The organism is Niveispirillum sp. FG156, assembly GCF_057809555.1.
In genome coordinates, this window is the sequence record NZ_JBMDKE010000026.1 from 24468 (window position 1) to 50198 (window position 25731).

General features: G+C 63.1%; 26 protein-coding genes. 16 read left to right on the forward strand and 10 right to left on the reverse strand.

Translation table 11 applies throughout. The annotated features are described in order from the left end of the window. Positions 1-186: 186 nt before the first annotated feature. Positions 187-1296, reverse strand: coding sequence for an AbrB family transcriptional regulator (locus ACODSP_RS17155; protein WP_488966784.1), 1110 nt, complete (start codon positions 1294-1296; stop codon positions 187-189). After that, positions 1293-2252: a M14 family metallopeptidase gene (locus tag ACODSP_RS17160; protein ID WP_488966785.1), complete on the reverse strand. Its 960-nt coding sequence runs from the start codon at positions 2250-2252 to the stop codon at positions 1293-1295. The genes ACODSP_RS17155 and ACODSP_RS17160 overlap by 4 nt, the downstream gene beginning before the upstream one ends. A 194-nt stretch (positions 2253-2446) precedes the next feature. On the opposite strand from ACODSP_RS17160, the gene ACODSP_RS17165 reads away from it, so the two are divergent. Continuing rightward, positions 2447-3307, forward strand: coding sequence for an N-formylglutamate amidohydrolase (locus ACODSP_RS17165; protein ID WP_488966786.1), 861 nt, complete (start codon positions 2447-2449; stop codon positions 3305-3307). A gap of 4 nt (positions 3308-3311) precedes the next feature. Here the strand turns inward: ACODSP_RS17165 and ACODSP_RS17170 are convergent, their stop codons facing one another. Both ACODSP_RS17170 and moaA read right to left on the reverse strand, forming a co-directional pair. Then, a complete protein-coding gene (locus tag ACODSP_RS17170) occupies positions 3312-4085 on the reverse strand; it encodes an NAD kinase (protein ID WP_488966787.1) in 774 nt (257 codons plus the stop codon). A gap of 57 nt (positions 4086-4142) precedes the next feature. Beyond that, positions 4143-5165 (reverse strand): GTP 3',8-cyclase MoaA, encoded by a 1023-nt coding sequence (moaA, locus tag ACODSP_RS17175; protein WP_488966788.1) that lies wholly within the window; start codon positions 5163-5165, stop codon positions 4143-4145. A 144-nt stretch (positions 5166-5309) separates the two neighbouring features. Here moaA and ACODSP_RS17180 point away from each other — a divergent pair, with 144 nt between their 5' ends. Then, positions 5310-7226 (forward strand): AsmA family protein, encoded by a 1917-nt coding sequence (locus tag ACODSP_RS17180; RefSeq protein ID WP_488966789.1) that lies wholly within the window; start codon positions 5310-5312, stop codon positions 7224-7226. 149 nt (positions 7227-7375) lie between these two features. Here the strand turns inward: ACODSP_RS17180 and ACODSP_RS17185 are convergent, their stop codons facing one another. Beyond that, a complete protein-coding gene (locus ACODSP_RS17185) occupies positions 7376-8428 on the reverse strand; it encodes an aspartate-semialdehyde dehydrogenase (protein ID WP_488966790.1) in 1053 nt (350 codons plus the stop codon). 351 nt (positions 8429-8779) lie between these two features. On the opposite strand from ACODSP_RS17185, the gene ACODSP_RS17190 reads away from it, so the two are divergent. Continuing rightward, positions 8780-9139 carry a hypothetical protein gene (locus ACODSP_RS17190; protein WP_488966791.1) on the forward strand — a complete coding sequence of 120 codons (360 nt, stop codon included), beginning with the start codon at positions 8780-8782 and terminating at the stop codon, positions 9137-9139. 117 nt (positions 9140-9256) lie between these two features. Further along, positions 9257-9763, forward strand: coding sequence for a cupin domain-containing protein (locus ACODSP_RS17195; protein WP_054170235.1), 507 nt, complete (start codon positions 9257-9259; stop codon positions 9761-9763). Positions 9764-9766: 3 nt separating this feature from the next. On the opposite strand, the gene ACODSP_RS17200 is transcribed toward ACODSP_RS17195, so the two are convergent. Beyond that, on the reverse strand, positions 9767-9949 hold the full coding sequence (locus ACODSP_RS17200; protein WP_054170234.1) for a DUF3553 domain-containing protein: 183 nt from the start codon (positions 9947-9949) through the stop codon (positions 9767-9769). Positions 9950-10053: 104 nt separating this feature from the next. Between ACODSP_RS17200 and ACODSP_RS17205 the strand changes: the two genes are divergently transcribed. From ACODSP_RS17205 to ACODSP_RS17240, 8 genes are all read left to right on the forward strand, one after another. Further along, entirely contained in the window at positions 10054-10683 is a 630-nt protein-coding gene (locus ACODSP_RS17205) for a histidine phosphotransferase family protein (RefSeq protein WP_488966792.1), read from the forward strand. A 309-nt stretch (positions 10684-10992) separates the two neighbouring features. Continuing rightward, entirely contained in the window at positions 10993-13695 is a 2703-nt protein-coding gene (locus tag ACODSP_RS17210) for a hybrid sensor histidine kinase/response regulator (RefSeq protein ID WP_488966793.1), read from the forward strand. After that, positions 13692-14189, forward strand: a complete 498-nt coding sequence (locus tag ACODSP_RS17215) for a chemotaxis protein CheW (protein ID WP_488966794.1) — start codon at positions 13692-13694, stop codon at positions 14187-14189. Before ACODSP_RS17210 ends, ACODSP_RS17215 begins: the two co-directional genes overlap by 4 nt. Before the next feature lie 27 nt (positions 14190-14216). Continuing rightward, the gene (locus ACODSP_RS17220) at positions 14217-14582 is read left to right on the forward strand and encodes a response regulator (protein WP_054170230.1); all 366 of its coding nucleotides are present in this window, start codon (positions 14217-14219) and stop codon (positions 14580-14582) included. 21 nt (positions 14583-14603) lie between these two features. Next, the gene (locus tag ACODSP_RS17225; protein WP_488966795.1) at positions 14604-15818 is read left to right on the forward strand and encodes a protein-glutamate methylesterase/protein-glutamine glutaminase; all 1215 of its coding nucleotides are present in this window, start codon (positions 14604-14606) and stop codon (positions 15816-15818) included. Beyond that, positions 15815-16627 (forward strand): CheR family methyltransferase, encoded by an 813-nt coding sequence (locus tag ACODSP_RS17230; protein WP_488966796.1) that lies wholly within the window; start codon positions 15815-15817, stop codon positions 16625-16627. The genes ACODSP_RS17225 and ACODSP_RS17230 overlap by 4 nt, the downstream gene beginning before the upstream one ends. Before the next feature lies 1 nt (position 16628). Then, a complete protein-coding gene (locus tag ACODSP_RS17235; protein ID WP_488966797.1) occupies positions 16629-16979 on the forward strand; it encodes a DUF3703 domain-containing protein in 351 nt (116 codons plus the stop codon). Between the two features lie 96 nt (positions 16980-17075). After that, positions 17076-17831, forward strand: coding sequence for a substrate-binding periplasmic protein (locus tag ACODSP_RS17240; RefSeq protein WP_488966798.1), 756 nt, complete (start codon positions 17076-17078; stop codon positions 17829-17831). On the opposite strand, the gene ACODSP_RS17245 is transcribed toward ACODSP_RS17240, so the two are convergent. Both ACODSP_RS17245 and ACODSP_RS17250 read right to left on the reverse strand, forming a co-directional pair. After that, a complete protein-coding gene (locus tag ACODSP_RS17245) occupies positions 17813-18610 on the reverse strand; it encodes a hypothetical protein (protein WP_488966799.1) in 798 nt (265 codons plus the stop codon). The two genes, ACODSP_RS17240 and ACODSP_RS17245, sit on opposite strands and share 19 nt — an antisense overlap. Before the next feature lie 87 nt (positions 18611-18697). Continuing rightward, on the reverse strand, positions 18698-19357 hold the full coding sequence (locus ACODSP_RS17250) for an MlaC/ttg2D family ABC transporter substrate-binding protein (RefSeq protein WP_488966856.1): 660 nt from the start codon (positions 19355-19357) through the stop codon (positions 18698-18700). 286 nt (positions 19358-19643) lie between these two features. Between ACODSP_RS17250 and ACODSP_RS17255 the strand changes: the two genes are divergently transcribed. Both ACODSP_RS17255 and metF read left to right on the forward strand, forming a co-directional pair. Then, complete coding sequence (locus tag ACODSP_RS17255; protein ID WP_488966800.1) at positions 19644-20609, forward strand: ArsR/SmtB family transcription factor; 966 nt, start codon at positions 19644-19646, stop codon at positions 20607-20609. A gap of 11 nt (positions 20610-20620) precedes the next feature. Beyond that, positions 20621-21556, forward strand: a complete 936-nt coding sequence (gene metF, locus ACODSP_RS17260) for a methylenetetrahydrofolate reductase (protein ID WP_488966801.1) — start codon at positions 20621-20623, stop codon at positions 21554-21556. Between the two features lie 953 nt (positions 21557-22509). Here the strand turns inward: metF and ACODSP_RS17265 are convergent. Both ACODSP_RS17265 and ACODSP_RS17270 read right to left on the reverse strand, forming a co-directional pair. Then, a complete protein-coding gene (locus ACODSP_RS17265) occupies positions 22510-23070 on the reverse strand; it encodes a hypothetical protein (RefSeq protein WP_488966802.1) in 561 nt (186 codons plus the stop codon). 66 nt (positions 23071-23136) lie between these two features. Then, complete coding sequence (locus ACODSP_RS17270) at positions 23137-23397, reverse strand: hypothetical protein (protein ID WP_488966803.1); 261 nt, start codon at positions 23395-23397, stop codon at positions 23137-23139. A 551-nt stretch (positions 23398-23948) separates the two neighbouring features. Between ACODSP_RS17270 and ACODSP_RS17275 the strand changes: the two genes are divergently transcribed. Both ACODSP_RS17275 and ACODSP_RS17280 read left to right on the forward strand, forming a co-directional pair. Continuing rightward, positions 23949-24665 (forward strand): hypothetical protein, encoded by a 717-nt coding sequence (locus ACODSP_RS17275; RefSeq protein WP_488966804.1) that lies wholly within the window; start codon positions 23949-23951, stop codon positions 24663-24665. 127 nt (positions 24666-24792) lie between these two features. Beyond that, the gene (locus ACODSP_RS17280) at positions 24793-25728 is read left to right on the forward strand and encodes a phage protease (RefSeq protein ID WP_488966805.1); all 936 of its coding nucleotides are present in this window, start codon (positions 24793-24795) and stop codon (positions 25726-25728) included. The last annotated feature ends 3 nt before the right edge of the window (positions 25729-25731 follow it).

Here is a 25731-nt window from a genome sequence, read left to right on the forward strand (position 1 = left end):
AAACAGCTCTAACCCATTGAGAATCATAGATTGCCTCCCCGGCGAAGGCCGGGGCCCAGGGGCCAAACGCTCGACCTATCAGCGGTGTCGATCAACGCAGCTTCGAGGTTTGAGCCTGTGACTCCTGGGCCCCGGCCTTCGCCGGGGAGGCAGATTTTCTCAAGTTCCAGTGAATCTCAACAGCCCTTACCCCGTGATGCGCCGCCACAGGTGATAGGCGGCGGGGGCGAATAGGATGATCAGGACGATGCGGATGATGTGATGCGTGGCGACAAAGGCTGCGTCCACATGCAGGGCCAGGGCCACCAAACTCATCTCCGCCAGCCCGCCGGGCGCATAGGCCAGGATCAGGGCTGCCAGGTTCAGCCCCGTCAGCAGATGCACCAGCAGCGACAGGGCAAGCGTCACCAGCAGCAGCACCAGCGTCAGCCCCGCTGCGATGCCGGCGGTGCGGGCGATGCGCATCAGGGGCACCCGCTGGAACCGTCCGCCGATGGAGGCGCCGATCACCATCTGTGCGGCGGCAACCAGCAGGCCCGGCGGCTTCACGGTGGTCAGGCCGGCCAGATGCAAACCCGCCGACAGCAGCATCGGCCCCACCAGGATACCGGCGGGGATGCCCAGCTTCTGCGCCACCGGCGCGCCGATGAAGCAGGCGGCGATGATGGCGTAATCGGTCAGGCTCAGTTCCCAGGGCCAAGGACCCAGCCCATGCAGGCTCCAGTCCCGGCCCGCCGGGTCATAGCCGGGCAGAGCCTGGAAGGCGAAGGGCACCGTCATCACCACCAGCATGATCCGCAGGCTGTGGCCCAGCGCGATGGACCTGTCATCCCCGCCGGACGCACCGCCCATCAGCACCATTTCCGTGAACCCGCCCGGCATGGCCGTGAAATAGGCGGTGGGCGGGTCATAACGGGCGAAGCGCCGCAGGTAGAAGGTACCCGCGGCGGCACCAATGATGATATACACGGCCATGAAGATCAGGCTGACCGACCATTCGCCCAGATGGCCCAGCAGGCTGGGGGTGAAGGAGGCGCCCAGCATGATGCCCAGCACGATCACCAGCCCATCGCGCAGCCGTGGCGGCACCATGGTGCGCACACCGCCCAATGCCGCGATGGTGGTGGCCAGCATGGCCCCGATCATGAAGGCCAGGGGCACATGCAGCTTGAAACAGATCGCCCCGCCGGCGGTGCCCAGCACCATGGCGGTGGCAAAGGCCGGCCAGTCGAAGCGGCGGGCGCGCCGGGGTGGCGTCGGCCTCGGCGCCGGTACTGTATCGGGCGGCCCACTCATGCCGCGAACCGGCCCAGCCTGACGGCGGTCTGCCCGCGCTCGGGGTGGCGCGACGGCATGATCATCACGCATTCATCATAGGGGGTGAGCAACGCCGTCTCGCCATCCATGGCGAAGGGGGTGCCGGCAGCGGGAATGACATCCATGCCCTGATATTCCTTACGGAACCGGAAACGATCGCTGCCTACCGTAACGGTTTCCGTCACCTCCACAAGCCGGGCGGGCGCCGGTTCGGCGGATGGCAGCCATGGGGACAGCGCAGATGCCGGCACGATCCCGGAAAGGTGCAGGAAACGCACCGCAATCTGCGTCGCGACCTCGGCACTGTCGGTGTCCCAATGCTGCCCGCATTCGGCCAGTAGGGCGATGGGCCCCTGATCGCCCTGCGTAAAGCACGGATGATCAATCAGGCGGCTGCCCCCGGTATGGCCCCGGTCGGCGACCACGATGCCGGGCATGCCCAGCAGCATGGCCAGTTCCCGCCCGCGCACCGATGGGCCGCACAGCATCAGGGGAATGCGGTCGGCCTGCATCGAATGCAGGTCCAGCAGCAGGTCGGCCCTGGCGAATAGCGGCCACAGTTCCCGTGCCCGCCGCCGTTCCTGGCTTGGCCGCCCGTCGGCCAGGGAGGCGGGTGACCAGACGCGGTTCATATCCTCATCCATGTAACGCGACATGATGGGGAATTGCGGATCGAACTGCGCAAACGCCTCCACATTGGCAAAGGTGATGGAAAGCGATCCGTTTGTGGGGCGGATGCCCGCTTCCAGCAACCTTATGGCGGCAATGGCGCCCGAATATTCATTGCCATGCATCAAGGCATTGATCAGGACATGCGGGCCGGGCCGTCCGCTGTTGAAATGATGGGCGAAGGGAATGTCTGTATTGCCCGCCTGCCAGGGTATGATATCCGGCGGCTGAAGATCATCGGGTGACAAGGGATCGATACGCGCCATGGTCCCTCCCCAGCGGGTGGCCTGTGACGCCATCTCCTGTAGTTGGCGTTCGCCCCCAAAGGCAGGCATGTCTTCTGTGCTATCGACGCCGGCCCCGACCCCAAGGTATAGGTTCCAAGTCAATTCGATGAAAGGGCGGTTTCATTTCCGCAGGCCCTTCATCGCCGATTTTCCGCAGCCGGAGACGGGGCCGAATGAGTTTGGTGATCGATGATGTGGTCGTCCGGCATGATCCGGTCGGGCCCGCGGTCCCGCTGCTGTTCGACAGTCCGCATAGCGGTACGCGCTATCCGGCGGATTTCGATTTCACCTGCCCGTTCCCCCTGCTGCGCCAGGCGGAGGATACGCATGTGGATGAGTTGTTCTCCATGGTCCCGGACATGGGGGCCACCTTCATCTGCGCCCTGTTCCCCCGCTCCTATATCGATGTGAACCGGGCACCAGACGATATCGATCCCGCCATGCTGGATGGCGAATGGCCGGAACCGGTGAACCCGTCACCCAAAAGCGTGGCGGGCATGGGGCTGGTCCGTCATCTCTGCCGGCCCGGCGTGCCCATGTATGATGGACGCTTGCCGGTCGGTGCCGTTCAGGACCGGATCGAGAATTACTGGCGCCCCTATCACGAGCTTCTGTCGGAAAGCCTGGAAGCGCTGCATGGGCGGTTCGGGGCCGTCTATCACATCAATTGCCATTCCATGCCGTCCTTCGTGATCGGCCCGGACCGGCAATCGCCCGATTTCGTGATCGGCGACCGCGATGGCACCACGGCGGAGGCGGGGTTCACCCGGCTGATCGTGGGCACGTTGCGGGGCATGGGCTACAATGTCCGCCTGAACGATCCCTATAAGGGCGTGGAACTGGTCCGCCGCTATTCCTGCCCGCCGCGCGGTCGCAACTCCTTGCAGCTGGAAATCGACCGCCGGCTTTACATGGATGAAGAGACGCTGGAACCCCATGCCGGGTTCCCGGAACTGCGCGCCAATCTGGCGACGCTGGTCCGCGTCATGCGCGATTACGCACTGGACCGCACGGGGCGCATGGCGGCGGAGTAGGGGGCTACGGCGTGAACTGCTCCTTCAGGATGCGTTCCTCCAGCGCCATTTCCGGATCGAACAGCAGGGTGCAGGCGACCTTGCGGTCTTCGCTGATTTCCACCCGCGCCACATCGCGTACTTCGGTAAAGTCGGCCACCGCGCTGACCGGACGCTTGGACGGTTCCAGCACGTCGAACTGAATGCGGGCCGTATGCGGCAGCAGGGCTCCGCGCCAGCGGCGGGGGCGGAAGGCGCTGATGGGCGTCAGGGCCAGGATATCGGCACCCAGCGGCAGAATCGGGCCATGGGCCGACAGGTTGTAGGCGGTACTGCCGGCGGGCGTGGAGACGAGTGCCCCGTCGCAGGTCAGTTCCGACATCCGTTCCCGCCCGTCCACCGTGACGCGCAGCTTGGCCGCCTGCCGCGTCTCACGCAGCAGGGAAACCTCGTTGAAGGCCAGGCCCTCGATCTCCACGCCCTCCCGCGTCATCGCCTTCATGCGCAGGGGATGCAGCACCACGCGCTGCGCCCGCATCAGGCGGCGGGTCAGGCTATCTTCGCTGTAATCATTCAGCAGGAAACCGACGGAGCCGCGGTTCATGCCATAGACGGGCACGCCCCGGAACAGATAGCGGTGCAGGGTTTCCAGCAGAAAGCCGTCGCCGCCCAGCGCCACGATGATCCCCGCCTCTTCCGGCGGAACACCGGCGTAGCGGACGGCAAGCCTGTCCCTGGCGGCGCGCGCATCCGGCGTATCGGCGGCGACGAAGGCAAGCGGCACGGGGGTCTGTGACAAGGCGTTGTTCCCGGTATCACGGCAGAGAGCGACAGTACCCTATGCGTGGGCGGCTTCTCAACCGCCGGTGACGCTCATATGCCGGCCCACGGCGGGGCCACGGTCGCGGCCAATGATGAAATCATGGCCCTTGGGTTTACGGGTGATGGCGTCACGGATGGATGCGTGCAGCAGGGTGTCGTCTGTGCTGGCGCGCAGCGGTGTCCGCAGGTCGACCGCATCCTCCTGGCCTAAGCACATATACATCGTGCCGGTGCAGGTCACGCGGACCCGGTTGCAGGATTCGCAGAAATTATGGGTCATGGGCGTGATGAAGCCCAGGCGGCGGCCCGTTTCCCGGACCGTGACATAGCGGGCGGGACCGCCGGTGCGGTGGGTGCTATCCACCAGGGTCCAGCGCTTTTCCAGATCGGCGCGCACATCGCGCAGCGACAGGAACTGTTCCTCGCGCACGGCCCCGCCGCCATTGCCATCCATGTCGCCCAGCGGCATGACCTCGATCAGGGTCAGGTCAAAGCCCTTTTCCCCGCACCAGGCCAGCATAGGGTCGAGTTCCTGATCGTTGACGCCTTTCAGCGCCACGGCGTTGATCTTGACCTCCAACCCGGCGGCCCGCGCCGCCTCCAGCCCGTCCAGCACCTGGGCCAGCCGGCCCCAGCGGGTGATGGCGGCGAAACGGTCAGGGTCCAGCGTGTCGACCGACACATTGATGCGGCGCACCCCGGCGGCGCGCAGATCGTCGGCATATTTGGCCAGCTGGCTGCCATTGGTGGTCAGCGTCAGCTCTTCCAGCGCGCCCGACGCCACATGGCGGCCCAGGCTGCGGATCAGTTCCATGATGTTGCGGCGGACCAGCGGTTCCCCGCCTGTCAGGCGCAGCTTGCGCGTGCCCAGCGCCACGAAGGACGAACAGAGCCGGTCCAGTTCCTCCAGCGACAGGATGTCGGCCTTGGGCAGAAAGGCCATATCCTCCGACATGCAATAGACGCAGCGGAAGTCGCAGCGGTCCGTCACCGATACGCGCACATAGGTGATGGCGCGGCCAAACGGATCGATCAAAGGGGCGGGGGATATGGTCATCGTCCGCTGGATATAGCGCCTATGGCGCGCCGCTCCAAGACCGACCCGCACGAAAGATGCTGTATTCGGCCTTGTTTTGGGCAAGTTGGGCTGCTTGACTGGCAATCAACAAGATCAACCCGCTCCGGAAGAGACGGACCAGACATGCGGAAATTTGCTTTCATCCTGTCCCTGTTGCTGCTGCTGCCCATCGGGGCGGCGGTGGCGCTGCCATTTCTGGTGCCCGTGGGCGCCATCGTGGCGGAGGTGGAAAGGCAGGTGGAGGCGGCGACAGGTCGGGCGCTGACCATCAAGGGTCGGGTCGATCTCTCCTATTTCCCGTCCATCGCCGTGACCGCCGATCAGGTGCATTTCGCCGGCATCCGCCAGGGTGAAGACCTGCTGGCGGTGCAGCAGCTGGCGGTGCGGCTGCGCCTGATGCCGCTGCTGCGCGGCAAGGCGGAGGTGGAGAAATTCGTGCTGACGGCCCCCGTCATCGATCTGACGGTGGACAAGCAGGGCAAGCCCAACTGGGATGTCGCCCTCACCGCCGCGCCGGCCCCTGCCGATCATGCCAGCCCCGGCTTCATGTCCGGCCTGTCGCTGGCGGAGGTGGAGATCGTCGATGGCCGCCTGCGCTACACCGATATCCGCACCGGCATGGTGCGGGAAGCCACCGACGTGGATGTCACCCTGTCCCTGCCGGACCTGGATGGCCCGCTGACCCTGGAGGCAGCACTGCTGCTGAACGGCACGCCCGTTACCTTGGACCTGGGGATCGACCCGGTGCGTCCGCTTCTGTCGGGCGGCAAGGCCGGGATGGCGCTGCGCGTGGCAGGGGCTGGTACCGGGCTGGATGTGAAGGGGCAGGTGGAACGCCAGGGGGAGGCGCCCTTGTCGCTGTCCGGTGATCTGTCGCTGACCGTCACGTCCCTGGCCGACCTGATCAAGGTGGCGACGGGGGCTGTGCCGTCTGACCTGCCGGTCGATGACTTGACCATGACCGGCAAATTGTCGGGCACGCCGTCGCGTCTGGCGCTGGCCGGCCTGTCCGCCAAGGCGGGCGACCTGACGGCGAAGGGCAACCTGTCGGTGAAGCTGGACGGCGCGCGCCCGGCGCTGGGCGGCAGCCTGTCGTTGCCGAAGCTGGAACTGGACCGCTACCTTCCCGCCCCCGCCGCGCCCGACCCGACCGCACCGGCACCGGAGGTGGGGCCGGCAGGGTGGAGCAAGGAGCGCATCGACCTTTCGGCCCTGAAAAGTGCCGATCTGGACATGACCCTGCAATTGGCCGGGCTGCTGGTGAAGGGGGTGGAGGTTGGGGCCACGACCCTGACCTTAAAACTGACCGACGGGCGGCTGAATGCCGGGCTGGCCGACACCGCCCTGTTCGGCGGCACCATCGGTGGCAAGCTGACGCTGGATGCCGGGCGGCAGACGAACGCCCTGGCCGTGGCGGCGCATGCCAAGGGCGTGCAGGCCGAACCGCTGCTGACCCGTTTCGCCGGGTTTGAGAAGCTGTCAGGCGCCACCGACGCCAATATCGATATCCGGGCCAGCGGCACCAATCAGCAGGAACTGGTCGGCAGCCTGAACGGCGGCGGCACTGTCCTGTTCCTGAATGGCGCCGTAAAGGATGTCAATCTGGCGCAGATCGTGCGCAGCGCCATCGGCCACGCCAGTGCGGAGCCGCCGCAGACCGACTTTGCCGAAATGGGCGGCACCTTCACCCTGACCGATGGCATCGCCGCGACCGAGGATTTCCACCTTCTAGCCCCGCTGCTGCGCGTCGCCGGCAAGGGCAATGTCAACTTGGCCTCCAAGCGCGTGGATATGCGCCTGTCGCCCAAGCTGGTGGGCAGTCTGGAAGGGCAGGGGACCACGCGCATCGATGTCGATGGCATCACGGTGCCGGTGCGCGTGCGCGGACCCTTCGACAATCTCTCCTGGACCCCCGACCTGTCCTCCTCCGTCAAGGCCGCCCTGAAGGACCCCAAGAAGGCGCAAGATGCGCTGGAAAAGCTGAAGGCCAAGGATGGGGCGAAGGGTCTGCTGAAGGGATTGTTGGGTAAGAAGCAGTAGTGTTCGCCGTTGTTCCCTCACCCTCCCAAGCCTTCCGGCTTGGGCCCCTCCCTCTCCCACCTTCGTGGGCGAGGGTGAAAATTCCGCCCCTCGCCCGCCCGCGTCAGCGGGTGGGAGGGTGAGGGTCACCCCTCACCACACCCGATCCCTTACCCGACCAGCCGCTGCAGGATCTGCACGGCGTTCAGGGCCGCACCCTTCAGCAACTGATCGCCCGCCAAGAACAGCCCGATGGAGCGGCCCGACGGGTCGCCCAGGTCGCGGCGGATGCGGCCGACCAGCACATCACCCTGGCCCGACGCCTCGTTAGGCATGGGGAAGTGGTTGGCCTCGATATCATCGACAATCCGCACGCCGGGCGCATCGCGCAGGATGGCGCGCACCTCGTCCGGGCTCACCACCTCGTCAAACTCCACCGTTACCGCCATGGAATGGGCGCGCAGGACGGGCACGCGGACGCAGGTGATGGAGATATGCAGGTCGGGACGGCGCATGATCTTGCGCGTCTCCTCAATCACCTTCTCCTCCTCGCCATTGTAGCCCGTCTGCGGATTGACGTCGGCATTATGGGAGAAGACGTTGAAGGCGTAGGGATGCTTCAGGACCTTCGGCTCGTAATGCTGGCCGGCCAGATAGGCGGCGGTGGAGAGGCGCAGTTCCTCCATGGCTGCCGCACCCGCACCGCTGGCCGCCTGATACGTGGCGATATTCACACGGCGGATGGTGTGGCGGGCATTCAGCGGGGCCAGCGGGACGGTGGCGATGATGGCCACGCAGTTGGGGTTGGCGATGATGCCGGGCTGTGCCGGGATCACGTCCAGGTTCACTTCCGGCACGACCAGGGGAATGGCCTCATCCATGCGGAAGGCGGACGAATTGTCGATGACGACGGCGCCGGCGGCCACAGCCTTGGGCCCGAATTCCTTCGAAATCCCGCTGCCGGCGGAGAACAGGGCGTAGTCGATGCCCTGGAAGCTGTCATCGGTCAGTTCCTCGATCACCAACTCGCCACCGGCGAAGAGCACGCGCTGACCGGCGGAGCGCCTGGACGCCAGCAGCCGCACAGTCGACAGGTTCAGGCCCGACTTTTCCAGGCATTCACGGATTTCGACGCCCACGGCACCGGTGGCACCAACAACGGCGACGGAAATGGCCTGCTTAGCGGCGTCGTTCAGGTTTTCGGGGGCAACGCGGATATTCATGGACCCTGTTCCTTGGCATCGTCTGTGCCGGAGACGGGGTCTGGTCCACTATTGGCCGCCCCGTCCGTTCCCGGCGGGGCATCTGGCTTCTGTCGTTCGCGTCAGACTGCGCGCATGACAAAAAGCCCGCCCCGCAGGGTGGTCTTTTTAGTCATGGTAGTAGTGGTCTGGGTGCGCTTCGACATGGGCTTGACGATGCCGTCCGGGCAGCCTTGTGTAAACCCGCTGCCGGCGCGCGGTATCCTTGCGCCCACCGCATGGCACACTGTTTCCAGACTATTTGTTGCGGTTTTCTGCGGACGGTGGGACTATATAGCCGAGAGTGATTGTACCTGAAGGGTGCGTGTTTAGATGTCCGTGGAATTGACCGACCCCAAAACCTTGGAAGCGATTGGGATTCTCGCTGGTGCTCTTGACGATGTCACAGGGCCGGAGCGTCTGGAATGCCTGATGGCCGCCAATGCGTTGCGTCAGGTTGTGGAAACCCGGTCGGAAAATGCGCTGGTTTTTGCGCAGCAGGCCTTTGAGTCCCTGGATGAGGATGTGCGTCGCCGCGTGGAGAATGAAGCCACGACCCACGCCATCAAGGTTGTTGAACAGGCTAATAAGAAGCCCAACCCCCGTATGGTCCGCGCGCAGCGCCCGAAGGCCAGCGGCAGCTTCTTGGACGCCCTGAATGGCGGTCAGCTGAAGACCGAGCGGAAGTGGTAAGCGGCGGCTTTGTCCGCGCTTATCTGGCTACGATGAAGGCGCCCTGGACCGGGCGCCTTTTTTGTGGTTTGATTGCGAACAAATCAAGTACAAAATCAAAATGACGGGGTGATCGCCGTGGCTGATGCCGGTATTGTGCCCATCATCAATCTGGACAGTCTCAATCCCGATGGCTTCCCGGCTGAGCATGGGCCCAAGGGGGAGACGGCGGAACGGTTCGCGCCATTGATCGCCCGGATCGGTCCCTTGATCGGCGCGCGCCATCTGGGCTGCATGCTGACGGTGCTGCCGCCCGGCAAGCGCGCCTTTCCCTTTCATAATCATCGGGTGAACGAGGAACTGTTCATCATTTTGGAAGGGACGGGGACCTTGCGCCTGGGCGATGGCCAGCATCCGCTGCGAGCGGGCGACATCGTCTCCTGCCCGCCGGGCGACGCCTCGACCGCGCATCAGATCATCAATGATGGGGATGTGGACCTGCGCTATCTGGGCATCAGCACCATGATGTCGCCCGACATCGTCGACTATCCTGACAGCGGTAAGATCGGCATCTCCCATGTCGGTAGCGGCATGCGCATGATCACGCGGCCCGGTGCCGCCGTGAATTATTGGGAGGATGAGTGAGGGTTACCCCTCCTCGTCCGGGTCCACAATATCCAGCGATATGGCAGCGGCATTGATCAGCAGCTTGCCGGCATGTTCGAAATTCACCGTCACCCGCTGGCCAACCACGGACTGCACCTGCCCCAGTCCCCAGTCGGGCTGGGACGGGTGGCGGACAAAAATGCCGGGAGCCAGGATGTCGGACATTTGAATGGTTTCCAGTTGGGTGGCGCCAGCCTATCCTACCCGCCGGTGACATGGCACGCCATCCCCGGCGGGGGAGGGGCAGTGCCCCAGCGCTGAGGATGCGGATGAGCTTGGGAATTCGGGCTGTGGAGCTGCTCTGCTCCCGCCTGTGCCATGATCTGGTGGGACCGGTCGGGGCCATCAATAATGGTGTCGAACTGCTGGATGAAGGCGGTGACAGCGGCGGCGAGGCGCTGGACCTGATCGCCGACAGCGCGGAGACTGCCGCTGCCCGGCTGCGGCTTTATCGCGTGGCGCTGGGTGCGGCGGGCGGGCAGTCGCTATCGGTTGGCGATGCCCGTGCAGCCTTGGAAGGCTGGTTCCGGGGCGGCAAGGTCCGGCTGGAATGGACCGCCACGTCGTTCGATCCGGTGCCCGGCCTGTTGAAGACTGCCCTGCTGGCCGCCCTGCTGGCGGAAGAGGCGTTGCCGCGCGGTGGTTCGGTTCGGGTGACGGGCGATGATGGCGGCATCCGGGTTGTGGCCACCGGCACCGGCTGCGCACTGCGTCCGGAAATGGTGCCGGCGCTGGCCGGACAGGTCGCGGAGACGGAGCTTGGACCTCGCTCCGTCCTCTCCCATGCCACTCCCCTTTTGGCCAAGGCCTATGGATTGTCATTCGGCGTGGAAAATCCCGTCGGAGGAGGGCCGGGGGGAGGAGAGGTGCAGTTCCGAATCCGGGCTGGCCAGGAGTGATTTTCCCTTCGGATCAGGGGCGATGATGCGCTTTGGCAACTGTTCAACCACACCGGGAGCGGGGCTGGGGTGGCTTGTTCTGGGGCGTGTCATATCCTAATGGCCGAACCTAACCGAAAAGAGGTAATGTTCCCCTTGCCAAAGCCATGTCCGACAGGCCATCAATTCCCACATGACACAACGATTCTAACCGAATTCCGACACTCTTCATTGGCCGACGGTCGGCCGGGCGCGTACAAGGGCTCTTCACCGGACTGAAGACCGGCGTATGACGCGGAAACTGGGATTTCCCGAAACGGGGCGTGGACCATGGATGATCTGCTGAGTGAATTCCTCACTGAGACCAATGAGAACCTCGCCGTCCTCGACGTCGAGCTGGTGAAGCTGGAGCAGAACCCCAACGATCCGGGGCTGTTGTCGAACATCTTCCGTCTGGTTCACACCATCAAGGGCACCTGCGGCTTCCTGGGGCTGCCCCGGCTGGAATCGGTGGCGCATGCCGGCGAGAACGTGCTGGGCAAGTTCCGCGACGGCGAGCTGCATGTTTCCCCCTACGCCGTGTCGCTGATCCTCGAATCGCTGGACACGATCAAGGGCATCCTTTCCGTTCTGGAAGCGACCGAGGCGGAGCCGCCGGGTGGTGATCAGGACCTGATCGACCGGCTGAATGCCATGGCCGAGGGCAAGGAAGTGCCGAAGGCCGGCGCCGCCGCCGCGCCGGCCCCGGTGGCTGCCGCGCCGGTAAACGACCCCGAAGAGCTGTTCACGCCTGTCCCGGCGCACCTGACGCATACGCTGGCCCCCGCCGCCCCCCCGCCGCCGCCGCCGCCGACCCCGGCCCCTGTGGCCAAGGTGGAAGCGCCGGCCCCCGTGGTCGAGGCTGCCCCCCCCCCGCCGCCTCCCCCGCCGCCCCGCACCGAGCCGCATGACGATGTGCGCGGCGAGTCCAAGGAAAGCGCGCTGGCCCAGCAGACAATCCGCGTGCATGTGGACCTGCTGGAAAACCTGATGACCATGGTTTCCGAGCTGGTGCTGACCCGTAACCAGCTGTTGCAGATCCTGCGCTCGCAGAAGGACAGCGAGTTTGCGGCCCCCTTGCAGCGCCTGAACCATGTGACGTCGGAGCTGCAGGAAGGCGTCATGAAGACGCGCATGCAGCCCATCGGCAATGCTTGGGCCAAGCTGCCGCGCCTGGTTCGCGATCTCAGCCACGAACTTCACAAGAAGATTGAGCTGCAGATGCTGGGTGCCGAGACGGAACTGGACCGTCAGGTCCTGGAACTGATCAAGGACCCGCTGACCCACATGGTCCGCAATTCCGGCGACCATGGTCTGGAAATCCCCGCCGACCGCGTTGCCGCCGGCAAGTCGGAAACGGGCCGCATCACCCTGAACGCCTATCACGAGGGCGGTCACATCATCATCGAGATCGCGGACGATGGCCGCGGTCTCGCGCTCTCCAAGATCAAGGCCAAGATTATCCAGAACGGTCTGGCGACCGAGTCGGAACTGGCCCAGATGGCGGATCAGCAGATCCAGCAGTTCATCTTCAAGCCTGGCTTCTCCACCGCCGCCAAGGTTACGTCCGTGTCGGGCCGTGGCGTGGGCATGGATGTGGTGAAGACCAACATCGAGAAGATTGGCGGCACCATTGAGATGCGGTCGGTCGAAGGCCGTGGCACGACCTTCACTATCAAGATCCCGCTGACCCTGGCCATCGTCTCGGCCCTGATTGTCGAGTGCGCGTCTGAACGCTTCGCCGTCCCGCAGATCAGCGTCATCGAGCTGGTGCGCGCCGCCAGCGACAGCGAGCACAAGATCGAGCGGATCAACGGCGCCCCGGTTCTGCGCCTGCGCAACCGCCTGCTGCCGCTGGTCAGCCTGCAGAACCTGCTGAAGCTGGGCGTTGCAGACGATGACGACAAGCGCGAGACGTTCATCGTTGTCAGCCAGGTCGGCAACTACACGTTCGGTATCATCGTCGACCGCGTCTTCGATACCGAAGAAATCGTGGTGAAGCCGGTGGCACCGATCCTGCGCCATATCGAGCTGTTCTCCGGCAACACGATCCTGGGCGATGGCTCGGTGATCATGATCCTGGACCCCAACGGCATTGCCACGGCGTCTGGCTCCATGGGCGGCAGTGCCGACAATGCCCAGACCGCCGCGCAGGAAGTGGCGAAGTCCGCCCGCCGCGAGGACGACAAGATGGCCCTGCTGCTGTTCAGTGCCGGGGATGGCGGTCCGAAGGCCGTGCCGCTGTCGTTGGTCGCCCGCCTGGAGGATGTCGATCTCAATCTGGTCGAACTGTCCAACGGCGAGCCGGTGGTGCAGTACCGTGGCAAGCTCATGCCGCTGGTGCCGATCGACCCGAACTGGAAGATCACCCGCGACAAGCGCCAGCCCGTGGTGGTGTTCGCCGATGGCGACCGGTCCATGGGTCTGGTCGTGGACGAGATCGTCGACATCGTCGAGGATCGCCTGCAGGTCGAGCTGGGGACGGAACGTCAGGGCTTCCTGGGCTCCGCCATCATCGCCAACAAGGCGACCGACGTCATCGATGCCGGCTTCTACCTGACCCGGGCCTTCAGGGACTGGTTCGGTAACGCCCATGAAAGCTTCGAGGATGAGCGCCAGCATCGCGTGCTGCTGGTCGATGACAGCCCGTTCTTCCGCAACCTGCTGACGCCGTTGCTGACCGTTTCCGGTTACGACGTCACGGCTGTCGAAAGTGCCGACGAGGCGCTGGCGCTCAGCGAGTCGGGTGAAGATTTCGATGTTATCGTCTCCGACATTGAAATGCCGGGCATGAGCGGTCTGGATTTTGCCCAGGCGGTCCGTGCGTCGGCCCGCTGGTCCGGGACGCCGATGGTGGCCCTGTCCAGCCATGCCGCCCCGCGCGATCTGGAGCGTGGCCGTCAGGCCGGCTTCAATGATTACGTTGCCAAGTTCGACCGTGAGGCTCTCCTCCTCACCCTGCAGCAGACCATTGCCGAGAAAGGTGCCGCATGAGTGCCCGTCTCCCCGCCGTTAAAAAGGCTGGTTCCCAGGAAATCGCCACCGTGAAGAACGAGGATTTCGTCACGGCGACTATCGCGAACCAGCTGTTCGGCATCCCGGTGCTGCAGGTCCAGGACGTCCTGGGTCCGCAGAAGATCACCCGCATTCCGCTGGCCCCGCCAGAGGTTGCCGGTTCGCTGAACCTGCGCGGTCGCATCGTTACCGCCATTGATGTGCGTCTGCGTCTGGGCCTTCCGCCCCGTCCGGCCGATGGCAAGCCGGTGATGAGCATCGTGGTGGACCATAAGGGGGAGTTGTATTCCCTGATGGTCGACAATGTCGGTGAGGTGCTTTCGCTGTCCTCGGATGACTTCGAACGTCATCCGGCAACCCTTGATCCGCGCTGGCGGGAGATCTCCACAGGTATTTATCGCCTGAAAGAGAACCTGCTCGTCGTTCTCGATGTCTCAAAGCTGCTGAACTTTGCTAACATCGAAGCGGCCTAACCCGCTCCCGGCAATCGAGGTCCGTTGATGAAGTCCTGTCTGGTCGTCGATGACAGCCGCGTTGTCCGCAAGGTAGCGCGCAAGATTCTGGAAGAACTCAGCTTCTCCTGTGATGAGGCGGAGGATGGCAAGCAGGCCATGGAATATTGCGCCAAGCGGATGCCTGACGCGATCCTGCTGGACTGGAACATGCCGGTGATGACCGGCATCGAGTTCCTGCGCCGGCTGCGCAAGATGACGGGCGGGGATACCCCCAGGGTCGTTTTCTGCACTACGGAAAACGATCTCGCCCATATCCAGGAAGCCCTGTCGGCCGGTGCGAATGAGTACATCATGAAGCCGTTCGACAGCGACATCATCCAAACCAAGTTCCAGCAGGTCGGCCTCCTCTGAGGCTGTCCGGGATTGCAGGCAATGAACGAGCTTCCCGGAAAGACGGCGCCGGCCACGGCACCGACCGGAACAGAGCCCTACCGGGTCATGGTGGTGGATGACAGTGCCGTCATCCGCGGCCTGCTGACCCGTTCGCTGGAGGGTGACCCGGAGGTTAAGGTGGTCGCCTCCGTCGCCAATGGGCAGATGGCGATCAATACGCTTCAGCGGCAGACCATCGACGTCATCGTGCTGGATATTGAGATGCCGGTGCTGGACGGGCTGTCGGCCCTGCCGCACCTGCTGAATGTCGATCCGCACGTCAAGATCGTCATGGCATCGACCCTGACCGCCAAGAACGCGGATATCAGCCTGCGCGCGCTGAAGGCCGGTGCGGCGGATTACATCCCCAAGCCGTCATCCACACGCGAACTGACCAGCGCTGATGATTTCAAACGGGAACTGACGGAAAAGGTGAAGGCCCTGGGCATGGCCGCGCGCAAGGCCGACCCGCGCAAGGGTCAGGCTGCTGCGGCCCCGGCCACGCCGGGCGCGTCGCCCATGCCGCGCCCGGCGCCCGTCGGCAATGTCGCGCCGACCACCAGCTTCACGTTGGCCACGCCCATCCGGCCCAAGCCGGAGCCGGGGCCGGTCACGCTGCGTCCGCTGCCGGATTTCCGGCCCGACATCCTGGCCATCGGCAGTTCGACGGGGGGGCCGCAGGCCCTGTTTGAAGTGCTGAGCCATCTGAAGGATGTGAAGCAGCCGATCCTGATCACCCAGCACATGCCCGCCACCTTCACCACCATCCTGGCCGAGCACATCACCCGCCAATGCGGCGTGCAGTGCGCGGAGGCCAAGGAAGGCGAAGTGATTGTGGGTGGCCGCGCCTATGTGGCACCAGGTGATTTCCATATGCTGGTGGTTCAGAAGAACGGGCAGAATTGTCTGACCCTGACCAAGGACCCGCCGGAGAATTTCTGCCGTCCCGCCGTGGACCCGATGTTGCGCAGCATCGTCCGGGCCTATGGCAAGCGGGTGTTGGTGACCATTCTGACCGGCATGGGGCATGACGGGCAGCGTGGTTCCGAAGTGGTTGTCCAGGCCGGTGGTGCCGTGCTGGGCCAGGATGAACCTTCCTCGGTGGTGTGGGGCATGCCGGGGGCGGTGGCGAACGCGGGGCTGTGCAGTGCCGTCTTGCCATTGAAGGAAATCGGGCCTTACATTCGTAAGATCGCATTGAGGCAGGCAGCATGAAGGTCGAAGATTTCGATATGTTCTGCACCCTGCTGAGGCAGCGGTCGGGTCTGGTCCTGACCCCCGACAAGGCCTATCTGCTGGAAAGCCGGTTGATGCCGGTTGCCCGCAAATGGAGTCTGAAAGGGCTGGATGAACTGGCCGCCGCTGTGCGCAGCAAGCGGGATGAGGCGTTGCTCCGCGACATCACGGAGGCAATGACCACGAACGAAAGTTCGTTCTTCCGCGACCAAAAGCCATTTGACCAGTTCAAGGCGGTGGTGCTGCCGGCGTTGCTGGCCAGCCGTGCCGCCAAGCGGACCATCCGCATCTGGTCCGCCGCCTGCTCGTCCGGCCAGGAAGCCTATTCGCTTTCCATGCTGCTGAACGAGGAAGGGGCGAAGCTGGCCGGTTGGCGGATCGAGATCATCGGCACCGACCTGTCGGGCGAAATGGTCAACAAGGCCAAGGCCGGTCTCTACACCCAGTTCGAGGTGCAGCGCGGCCTGCCCATCACCCATCTGGTGAAGTATTTCAAGCAGGTGGGCGACAAGTGGCAGCTGAATGACGAGATCCGCAACAAGGTTCAGTTCCGCGAATACAACCTGCTGACCGACCTGACCCCGCTGGGCCAGTTCGATGTCATCTTCTGCCGTAACGTCCTGATCTATTTTGATCAGCCGACCAAGGGCAAGGTGCTGGAATCCATGGCCAAGCTGCTGCCGCCGGATGGCGTGCTTTACCTTGGCGGTGCTGAAACGGTGCTGGGCATCACGGAAAAGTTCAAGCCGATGGAAGGCCAGCGCGGCCTTTACATCCTGGCCAAGTAGCATGCCGGACCTCCGCGCCCTGGTGGAAGACGAACTTGTCTCCTATCGCCGGGCGCGGGCTGGCGGGGATGTCGCCACCGCATGGGCAGCGTTGGAGCGTGCCCATATCCTGGGCCAGATGGATTGGTGGCAGCACGCCCGCGTGCATCTGCTGATGCTAAATCTGGGGCTGTCCACGGGTGACTGGCGGGAAATCAGGGGACAATTGTTCCGGCTTGTCCTTGCCGTACCCGGCTCCGTCACGGGGAAGGCACCGCTTGGAAACAGCGGTCGCTCCAATATCTCCGCCTTCCTGCCACAGCCGATTGCGCCCGATCTGGCCGCGAAGCTGAATGGCCGCCCATCCCAGTAAGGCCGATCCTATCCCCCTGCGCGCATTCCTTCGCCGCTGCAATTTGTTAGGCTGGTAAAGGTTAATCCTTTCAGGCCTTCCGCAACGGTTCATCCCATGCGCCGGCATTTTATGCTGCCCCTGATCTGCATGCTGTTTCTGTCCTGTGCCCTCACGGCGCGGGCGGAAAAGGTGCGGTTCGGCCTGCGGGAGGCGGCACCCCTGGTGGAAACGGCGCCGGACGGGAAACTGCGCGGGGTGGAGTATGAGCTGCTATCCGTCATCTTCACCGCCGCTGGGATGGAGATGGAGCCCTATATCGGTTCCAATGCCCGTCTGGCACTGGCGGCGGGGGAGGGGACGATCGATGGCTTCGCGCCTGTGGTGGGTTCGCCGCCGGACGGACTGACCCTGACCGACAGCTACATCACCTATCGCAACGTGGCGATCACCCTGATATCGCGCAGTATCCAGCTTGAAACCCCCGGCGATCTTAAGGGGCTGCGGGTGCTGGCCTTTCAGCGGGCGTCCAAGGTGCTGGGCACTGAATTTGCCGCAGCCGTGGCACAGTCGGAGGATTACCGGGAGGAGCCCGTGCAGGCCCTGCAGGCCAAGGGGCTGCTCTTTGGTCGCTATGATGTGCTGATTGGCGAGTCGCGGGTGCTGCAATATCATATCGGGCAGGTGCTGGCGGCGGGTGGTGATCCTGTCCGCAGCCTGCCAATTGTGGAGCACCGGCTGTTCCCGCCCAACCTTTATTGTGCCGCTTTCCGCGACCCGGCCCTGGTGGCCCGGTTCAACGACGCGCTGCGCCGGGTAAAGACCGACGGCACCTATGACGCCATCATGGCGCGTTACGACGCCACGCAGTAGGCGCGATCGACCCGTACGGCGCGGACGCGGTTGATGATGGACCAACCGTTGGACAGTTCACCCACCGGCGCCACCGTCCAGTCCCACTCCATTTCCCCTGCCGGCAGGTCGGCCCCAAACAGAGGGTCCTCCATCTCCGTCACCCGTCCATCAGGATCGATGACCCGCCGCTGTACATCGCCGATCAGCAGGGTCGGGCAGTCAAATCCGCGCAGATGATCGATATGGGCCCTGATGATGGCGCGGGCATAGGAAGGCAGGTCGGTGCTGGGCCAGCGCTTGTCCACCTGGCGAAGCGGCACCAGCGGTAATTGCGAGATCAGATTGGCGGATACGACCAGCCCGACATCGCCATCATCCTGACAGACGGTACAGGAGGGGGTAGGGGGGGCCTGCGTGCCGTCATTGGCAAGGGCGATTGCCACCCCCGTCAAATCGTAATCCAGCAGTTCGATGGCCGTATGACGGCGGGCCAGTTCGCGTGCGGCAGGGGGGTGGGCGATATCGACCAGCAGCACACGCCGGAACCGTGACAGCAGTTCCGCCATGGGCAGGTCCAGACAAGGGCCAGCGCCTAGGATCACCGCGGTGTTGCGGCCCGCCGGAGCCTCCGCCATGGCGGTCAGGATGCGCCGCCGCGTGCTTTCCTGATGCGGGGCCCACGCGGCGGCGCAACGGGCCGCACGCCCCACGCAGGCAACGGCGGCATAGCGGTATCCCAGCCGAACGAAGGCGGGTGCGCAGCGTGTGCGCAGGCTGATCAGGAACTCGCGAAGCATCGCCACCCGGCGCCAATGAAAAAGGTCCGCTCCGGACAACCGGAACGGACCCGTCCATAGCACAGACAACCGTACAGGCTGTATCCCTTACTTCACAGCAGCCGTCTGAATACGCTGGCGCAGCGCCTCCAGCAGGGCTTCGAACTTGCCGCCATTGCTTTCGATCAGGCTGGCGAATTCCGACCGCTGGGTCACGCTCATCGACACGTTTTCCACGATCACGTCGATGATCTTGGAGCTTCCATCCTTGGAGCGGACGCGCCAGGACACGTTCACGGGCGGCTGGCCATTGGGGCGCAGCACCTGCGAACTGACGACGGCGTCATTATCGCCCGAGGCTTGAGCCCCACCGACCTTGAACTTCTCTCCCGCATACTGGCTGAAGCGTTCGGCATAGACCTCCACGATCATCTGCTCGAACAGGGTCTGGTATTCCTTCTTCTGGGCGTCGGTGGCGACGTTCCAGTAACGGCCCAGCACGAAGCGGCTGATCGTGTTGATGTCGAAATTCTGGTTCAGCAGGTCGCGGAACACGGCCTTCGCCTGATCCTTGCTGACCTTCGGGTCGGCCAGGGTGGCAATGGCCTTGTCGCCCAGCCCCTGCACGAAGTCGGCGGAGGCCTGGCCCTTGGCGGCCTGGGCCTGCACGGCGGTTGGGGCCAGAACCGGCACCGCGACGGCGGCCACACCGGCCAGCATCCAGAATGCGGCAGCGGCCAGCGGCGAACGGCGGTTTTGGGTCTGCATGGTCACGTCATCATTCCTTTTTGCACTGGCGTCATCATTTCCGGTGGCCGGGCCATCGGCAGTGACGCGCATCACGTCCGGTTATCCATGGCATTAACCATTTGTCATGCTCATGAATAGCCGGCAATTGCGTCCGATCTGCGGCGCAAAAGCCATATCGCGATGGCATTGTCGTTGTGAACCGCGTTCGGCGCGGGGCCGATACGTTCGCCGCGCCGGATCGGGCCTTGCGCAGACATAAAGATATCTTTATATCTTGATCCGAACGAGGGGCGGGTCAGATCGCATGGAATTCCTATTGAATGCGCTGAAGGCGGCGGCGGAGCCGACACGGTTACGGCTGCTGTCGCTGTGCGCCCATGGCGAGCTGACCGTGACGGAGCTTACCCAGATCCTGGGGCAAAGCCAGCCGCGCGTCTCCCGCCACCTGAAGCTTCTGTGCGAGGCGGGGCTGCTGGAGCGGTTCCGTGAGGGTATCTGGGCCTATTACCGGCTGGCCGAACGTGGCCCGGTGGCCGAACTGGCCCGTACCCTGGTCGATGCCATACCCGGCGATGATGAGGGGATGGGCCTGGACCTGGAACGTCTGGACCTGATCAAGCAGGGGCGGCGGCAGGCGGCGGACAAGTATTTCAGCGAGAACGCCGCCCGCTGGCACGAGATGCGCGGCCTGCATGTGCCGGAGGGGGATGTGGAGGCGGCCTTGCTGTCGCTGCTGCCGGCAACGGGTGTAGAGGATCTGCTGGATGTCGGCACCGGTACGGGCCGTATCCTGGAACTGTTCGGGGAGCGGATTTCGCGCGGCCTGGGCGTTGACGCCTCGCGTGAGATGCTGGCCGTTGCCCGCGTCAACCTGGAACAGGCGGGCCTGCGTCATTGTCAGGTGCGGTTGGGCGATATGTATCAACTGTCCCTGGCCGGGCAGAGCCAGGATGCCGTGATCTTCCATCAGGTGCTGCATTATGCTGAGGAGCCCGCTGATGCGCTGGCCGAGGCGGCGCGGGTCCTGCGCCCCGGCGGCACCATGCTGGTGGTCGATTTCGCCCGCCATGATCTTGAATATCTGCGTGAACAGCACGCGCATCGCCGCCTGGGCTTCACCGATGATGAAGTCTCCGGCTGGCTGCGCCGGGCCGGCATGCGCCCCGATCCCGTCGTCACCCTGCCGGGTGATCCCCTTACTGTCTGCATCTGGCGGGCCACCCGCACCGATGCCCCTGCCACGCGGTCCCGTCCGCTGGCCGTCGCCTGAAGGATAGTCCCATGAGCCTGAGCGCCCTGATGGATGCCGCCGCCAATCCGGCCCCGCTGATCACCGCCCCCGGCGACCTGACCGTCAGTTTCGAATTCTTCCCGCCCAAGACGGAGAAGATGCATGAGAATCTATGGACGGCCATCCGCCGGCTGGCGCCGCTGAACCCGGCCTTCATGTCGGTCACCTATGGCGCCGGTGGATCGACGCGCGAACGCACCCACGCCACCGTGACGGGCATCCAGGCCGAAACCGGCATCCCGGCGGCAGCCCACCTGACCTGTGTGGCAGCGACCAAGGAAGAGATCGACGAGATCGCGCGCAACTACTGGGACGCCGGCATCCGCCATATCGTGGCCCTGCGCGGTGATCCGCCGCCGCGTGCCGACGGTACCGGCGGCCTGGGCGGACGCGGGTATGAACCGCATCCCGGCGGTTATGCCTATGCCGCCGATTTGGTGGCCGGCCTTCGCCGCATCGGCGATTTCGACATTTCCGTCGCCTGTTTCCCGGAAGTGCATCCGGAAGCACCCAGCGCCCAGGTCGATCTGGACAATCTGAAGCGCAAGGTCGATGCCGGGGCCAACCGCGCCATCAGCCAGTTCTTCTTCGATGTCGACGCCTTCCTGCGCTTCCGCGACAAGGCCGCAGCATCCGGCATCCATGTACCCATGGTGCCGGGCATCCTGCCGATCCTGAATTTCACCAAGGCGGCGGAGATGGGGGAGAAGTGCAACACCGCCATCCCCGCCTGGATGCGCGACCTGTTCGACGGACTGGATGAGGCGCCGGAGACCCGGCATCTGGTGGCGGCGACCGTTGCTATCGAACAGTGCCGCTATCTGGAAAAGCATGGGGTGAAGCAGTTCCACTTCTACACCATGAACCGCGCCGACCTGACGGTTGCCATCTGCCACATGCTGGGTGTGCGGGCGGCCAAGGGGTGAGCGGCTTTTCGCCGTTTTTGCCCTCACCCTCCCAAACGCTGACGCGTTCGGGCCCCTCCCTCTCCCGCCCAAGCGGGCGAGGGACGAAATTGAATGAAGGGGGACATAAGGGTTGATCGAAGTGGGATAAGCCGGGATTAACTCGGACGTGGTGGGATAAAGCGTGGATTTCTGTGGCTTACGGGGTGGTTTCGGTATCGTAAGCCGCAGACGGGTAGGTTTGATCGAAAAACGGCAAATTGGCCTTTTGGGACATTGTATTTGATCGTTGAGCCGAATTTCAAACGGCGTCGTTCAAAGAACGTTCGAAAGGCGTTCAGAGTGTTGTTCGGGCAAGAAAAAATGGTGATGGCGAAACTACGTTCGTAGTTTGGATTTCCGACCCAAAGTTCACGTCACCAATGTAGTAATAATGGTCTAAGGTGACCAAACGATCAGCCCTATACAATGTTGGTCACTGTTATGAAATATCAACATGTTAAGGTAATTTTCTAGTTTCGATCAAAATTAAAAACAGTGACCTGTGTACTGTTATTTTCTGTTCTCATCGAAACTAGTTTCCACCATATTTCAAGCGCAATATCCCCGAAAAGAAGGTGCAGGCTATGATGAATAGGTTGCACCTTTAGGCGCACCCTATGAGGCGTGTTGCTTCTTGATATTAAGTCATTGAAAATACGTTAACCTCCACCTACGAACGGAACTAAAACTATTTAGGTAAGATGCAAGTCAACGTCCATGTTTAATAAAATATCACGGACACCACCGTCTAAGTTATAGACCTATGTCCGACTTGTGGTAAGTCGATGAAATTGAATCAAAAGCTACCTACGTTCGGAGATAATTCGAGACGATTAAGTCGGACGCACTGTCATTCGATTTCCAGGCCCGCGCATGAAAAAAGGGCGGGGTAATCGCCCCGCCCCTTTCTGTCTGAATAGCCGAAACTTGTTTCAACCTACCAGCATCTTCAGCGACCTCAACACAGCCTCCGCTTCCTCTGCCGTTGGCACTGTCACACCGGCGGGCAACATGCTGGGCAGGTCTTCCAATGCCGTCGTCAGGTCAAGGCTGCCGCTGCTGCGAACGACACGCAGCAGCGGCAGCACCCAAGCCGGCACCGCGTCGGAACGAGGCGCGGCGGCAAGCGGAGCGGTGGTCGGCGTGCTGTCCTTAGGTGCGGGGGAGCCGAACTGGACGCGGTGCATCATGTCTGTGAAGGCCCGGTGCGGCAGGGCCGAATAGTGGTACTCATGCCGGCTGCCACCCTGGCACGGGATTTCCCGATGCAGCCATGACCGTTCGCGCGCAAGCCGCGTGATGGCGTTGCGGTGGGTGGGCAATTCAGCCAGGCGGTACGACGCCAGTTCAGCAGCCGTGAACCATTCCTTCAGCCGGGCACCCTGTCCCAGCAGTTGAAGGGTGGCCGTGTCGAGGAAGGCGAGCCGGCGGCGCAATGCCTCATATTCCCGCGCTGACACCGTGACCGTCAGCGGGAGCGTGTCTTCTGTCATGATCCTGTCCCTTGAAATGAAAAGGGGCGAACCGTCAGGCTCGCCCCTTTTTCCTATCTGGCTGTTTCAGCCTGCCATCTGGCGGACTAATTCCCGTGCCCGGTCATCAATGGACGGGGCCGGCTCGATCAGGGACGGCGCGGCGGGACTGGTTTCGATCCTGGCCAGCACGTCGGACAGGGACGCGCTCAAGTTCCGCATCATCACCTGCATCCCCTCAAGGCAGGTCCGACCGATATCGACCGGGGCAACCGCCATCGCATCCAGGGAGACGCGGTAGAATTCCACGATGCGGATGCAGTCGTTAAGGGTGTCAACCGGATGCAAGTCCGGCCACCCGGCTTGCTCGGGTGAGCGAGATTGGCTATGTGAGGGATCAGCCTTGTGCATGGAAGATAACTCCTTGCTCGGGGTTAGGCCGGGCGGGGTGTTGGCGCACTCCGTCCGGCTGCTTTGAGTTTGCACAAGTTGACCAAGTTTACCGCCGCCGTCAAGGTGACTTGCACAAGTGGCGCAAACTTTCTATGGTGCATCTCATGGAACCTGAACTCAAAGATGTCCGCCTGCCGCTTATGGTGACGCCCTCTGAACAGAGGGCTATAGATGATTGGCGCTTTGAGAACCGTATCAGCACAAGGGCCGAAGCTATCCGGCGGTTGATCCAACTTGGGTTGGAGGCTGCCAAGGCTGGGCGGAAGCCACCGGAATAACCGGTTTAGCCACAGCAAAATAGAAAGGGGCGGAACGCAAGTTCCGCCCCTTGTCATTTCAAGTTTATCGCCGCCAGCGGAACGGGTATCGCCGATACCAGTTACAATGACGAAACCCGTATCGGCGTGTTCTTATTAACAATAAGAATGATGCCACGGGGTTGGTCAATGAAGAAATTTCAATCATCTTCCGTCTTAACTCTCATTGCTTCGGAGATTTCTGAAGAATGCGCCCAGATGATTTTGGAGAATTTTCGAGGCATAAGCATATATGTTCCGCGCCAAGATTTTAATGACCATCAAATTCTCAAGGCTGTTGGCAGGGAGTATTTTGACAAACTGCGCAATTTGATTGGTGGAGAGCATTTGGAGGTTCCAACGCTTTTCTATGAAAGGGCCAAGAAGCTCCAAATCCTGCAAACCCCCGGCAGAACGCGCGATATCGCGTTTCAATTCAGTGTGACGGAAGCCTACGTTCGAAGAGTGCGCAATGAAGCCCGCGCGGATTTCAGCTTTTCTGACAACCTTCTTCGTATCGCTCGTTCTCCGTACAGCGACGATGAAGTCGTCTCACGGCTGTTCTTCAAGGGGGATGAAGTCGGGCGCGTCCGCTTCAACCTGCGTGTTTGGCTCTACGTCGGTTCGGACAAGGAATGCGCGAAGCGCTATGGCTACGATCATTCGGCCCTGTTGAAGCTGCGTAACCCGGACTGCCGGGCAACGGAACGCCTGCGGCGGCACATGATCCAGCTTGAACGGGCGGTCGGGGAAAGTCGCGGTCCCGACGACGTGCTTGCTGCGCTGTACCACACCACGGAAGAACGCATCCGGCAGGCCCGTGCCCTCGCCGCAACGCCGTCCGACGATGACGGGGGCGCTGAATGATCCCGTTCTCGAAAAGCCCGATTTTTTCGCCGTGGAATGCCTTCCGGCAGTCGCCGCACCCAACCCACCACCGGGCCGGTTCATCGAGTCGTGAAGCGTTCGAAACGCATTCAGAGGGGACGTGATAATGCACCTTGGAATTCATCACGTCGAATTGCCGGGGGATGGTGTCGTCCCGGAATGGGTGCATCTGGTTCCGGCGGGTTCATTCAACGGGACTGATGGGCGTGGCCCCTTCGCCTTGGGTGACCCGCGAACGGTCATCAACGCATCCATGGGCGAGAACGCCCGTCCGCTGGTCATCGACTATGACCACGCGACCGACCTTGCCGCCCCCGCTGGCGGGGAAGCGCCCGCCGCCGGGTGGATCGTGCAGTTGCAGGCCAGGACGGACGGCATTTGGGGAAAGGTCGAATGGACGCCGCGCGGCCATAAGTCGATTGCCGCCAAGGAATGGCGCTTCATCTCTCCGGTATTCCTCACGCCGCAGAAAGGAAAAGGAACTGTTATCCGCCTGTTGAGAGCGGGTCTGACGAACAATCCGAACTTGACGCAACTCGTCTCCATCAACGGAGTGGAAAAAGTTACCATGCCTGAAGACAATGAACTCTTGCGTGGCCTGATATCGCTGCTCGGACTGTCGGAAAATGCCGATACGGCGGACGTTCTGGCGGCGGTGAAGGCCCTGCGTGACGCCATCATTGAGCCGAACGCTTCGAAGTCGGACCCCGATCCGACGCGCTATGTTCCCATCGGCCTTCTGGAAAGCGCCCTGGCCGAACTGTCGCGGGTCAATACCAGCGTCACTGAAGACAGTGCCAAGGCCGCTGTCAACAGCGCCATCAGCAGCGGACGCCTTGCCCCCTTCCTGAAGGACTGGGCTGTGACCGTTGCCGCCAGTGACCCGAAGCTGTTCGACGGCTTCCTTGACCGGGTGGCTGGTGACGGTCGCGGCTTCATGGGCCTGTTCGGTGGGCCGGTGCGGAAGCCGCCCGGTCTGGAGAAGCCGGAAAGTGCTGAACAGCAACAGATTTACGCCAAACTCGGCGTGCAGGGGGATTGATCC

Coding starts and splice junctions, on each gene's coding strand:
- ACODSP_RS17155 (WP_488966784.1), bottom strand. CDS start 1,296: ATGAGTGGGCCGCCCGATACAGTACCGGCGCCGAGGCCGACGCCACCC.
- ACODSP_RS17160 (WP_488966785.1), bottom strand. CDS start 2,252: ATGGCGCGTATCGATCCCTTGTCACCCGATGATCTTCAGCCGCCGGAT.
- ACODSP_RS17165 (WP_488966786.1), top strand. CDS start 2,447: ATGAGTTTGGTGATCGATGATGTGGTCGTCCGGCATGATCCGGTCGGG.
- moaA (WP_488966788.1), bottom strand. CDS start 5,165: ATGACCATATCCCCCGCCCCTTTGATCGATCCGTTTGGCCGCGCCATC.
- ACODSP_RS17180 (WP_488966789.1), top strand. CDS start 5,310: ATGCGGAAATTTGCTTTCATCCTGTCCCTGTTGCTGCTGCTGCCCATC.
- ACODSP_RS17185 (WP_488966790.1), bottom strand. CDS start 8,428: ATGAATATCCGCGTTGCCCCCGAAAACCTGAACGACGCCGCTAAGCAG.
- ACODSP_RS17190 (WP_488966791.1), top strand. CDS start 8,780: ATGTCCGTGGAATTGACCGACCCCAAAACCTTGGAAGCGATTGGGATT.
- ACODSP_RS17200 (WP_054170234.1), bottom strand. CDS start 9,949: ATGTCCGACATCCTGGCTCCCGGCATTTTTGTCCGCCACCCGTCCCAG.
- ACODSP_RS17205 (WP_488966792.1), top strand. CDS start 10,054: ATGAGCTTGGGAATTCGGGCTGTGGAGCTGCTCTGCTCCCGCCTGTGC.
- ACODSP_RS17210 (WP_488966793.1), top strand. CDS start 10,993: ATGGATGATCTGCTGAGTGAATTCCTCACTGAGACCAATGAGAACCTC.
- ACODSP_RS17215 (WP_488966794.1), top strand. CDS start 13,692: ATGAGTGCCCGTCTCCCCGCCGTTAAAAAGGCTGGTTCCCAGGAAATC.
- ACODSP_RS17220 (WP_054170230.1), top strand. CDS start 14,217: ATGAAGTCCTGTCTGGTCGTCGATGACAGCCGCGTTGTCCGCAAGGTA.
- ACODSP_RS17225 (WP_488966795.1), top strand. CDS start 14,604: ATGAACGAGCTTCCCGGAAAGACGGCGCCGGCCACGGCACCGACCGGA.
- ACODSP_RS17230 (WP_488966796.1), top strand. CDS start 15,815: ATGAAGGTCGAAGATTTCGATATGTTCTGCACCCTGCTGAGGCAGCGG.
- ACODSP_RS17235 (WP_488966797.1), top strand. CDS start 16,629: ATGCCGGACCTCCGCGCCCTGGTGGAAGACGAACTTGTCTCCTATCGC.
- ACODSP_RS17240 (WP_488966798.1), top strand. CDS start 17,076: ATGCGCCGGCATTTTATGCTGCCCCTGATCTGCATGCTGTTTCTGTCC.
- ACODSP_RS17245 (WP_488966799.1), bottom strand. CDS start 18,610: ATGCTTCGCGAGTTCCTGATCAGCCTGCGCACACGCTGCGCACCCGCC.
- ACODSP_RS17250 (WP_488966856.1), bottom strand. CDS start 19,357: ATGCAGACCCAAAACCGCCGTTCGCCGCTGGCCGCTGCCGCATTCTGG.
- ACODSP_RS17255 (WP_488966800.1), top strand. CDS start 19,644: ATGGAATTCCTATTGAATGCGCTGAAGGCGGCGGCGGAGCCGACACGG.
- metF (WP_488966801.1), top strand. CDS start 20,621: ATGAGCCTGAGCGCCCTGATGGATGCCGCCGCCAATCCGGCCCCGCTG.
- ACODSP_RS17265 (WP_488966802.1), bottom strand. CDS start 23,070: ATGACAGAAGACACGCTCCCGCTGACGGTCACGGTGTCAGCGCGGGAA.
- ACODSP_RS17275 (WP_488966804.1), top strand. CDS start 23,949: ATGAAGAAATTTCAATCATCTTCCGTCTTAACTCTCATTGCTTCGGAG.
- ACODSP_RS17280 (WP_488966805.1), top strand. CDS start 24,793: ATGCACCTTGGAATTCATCACGTCGAATTGCCGGGGGATGGTGTCGTC.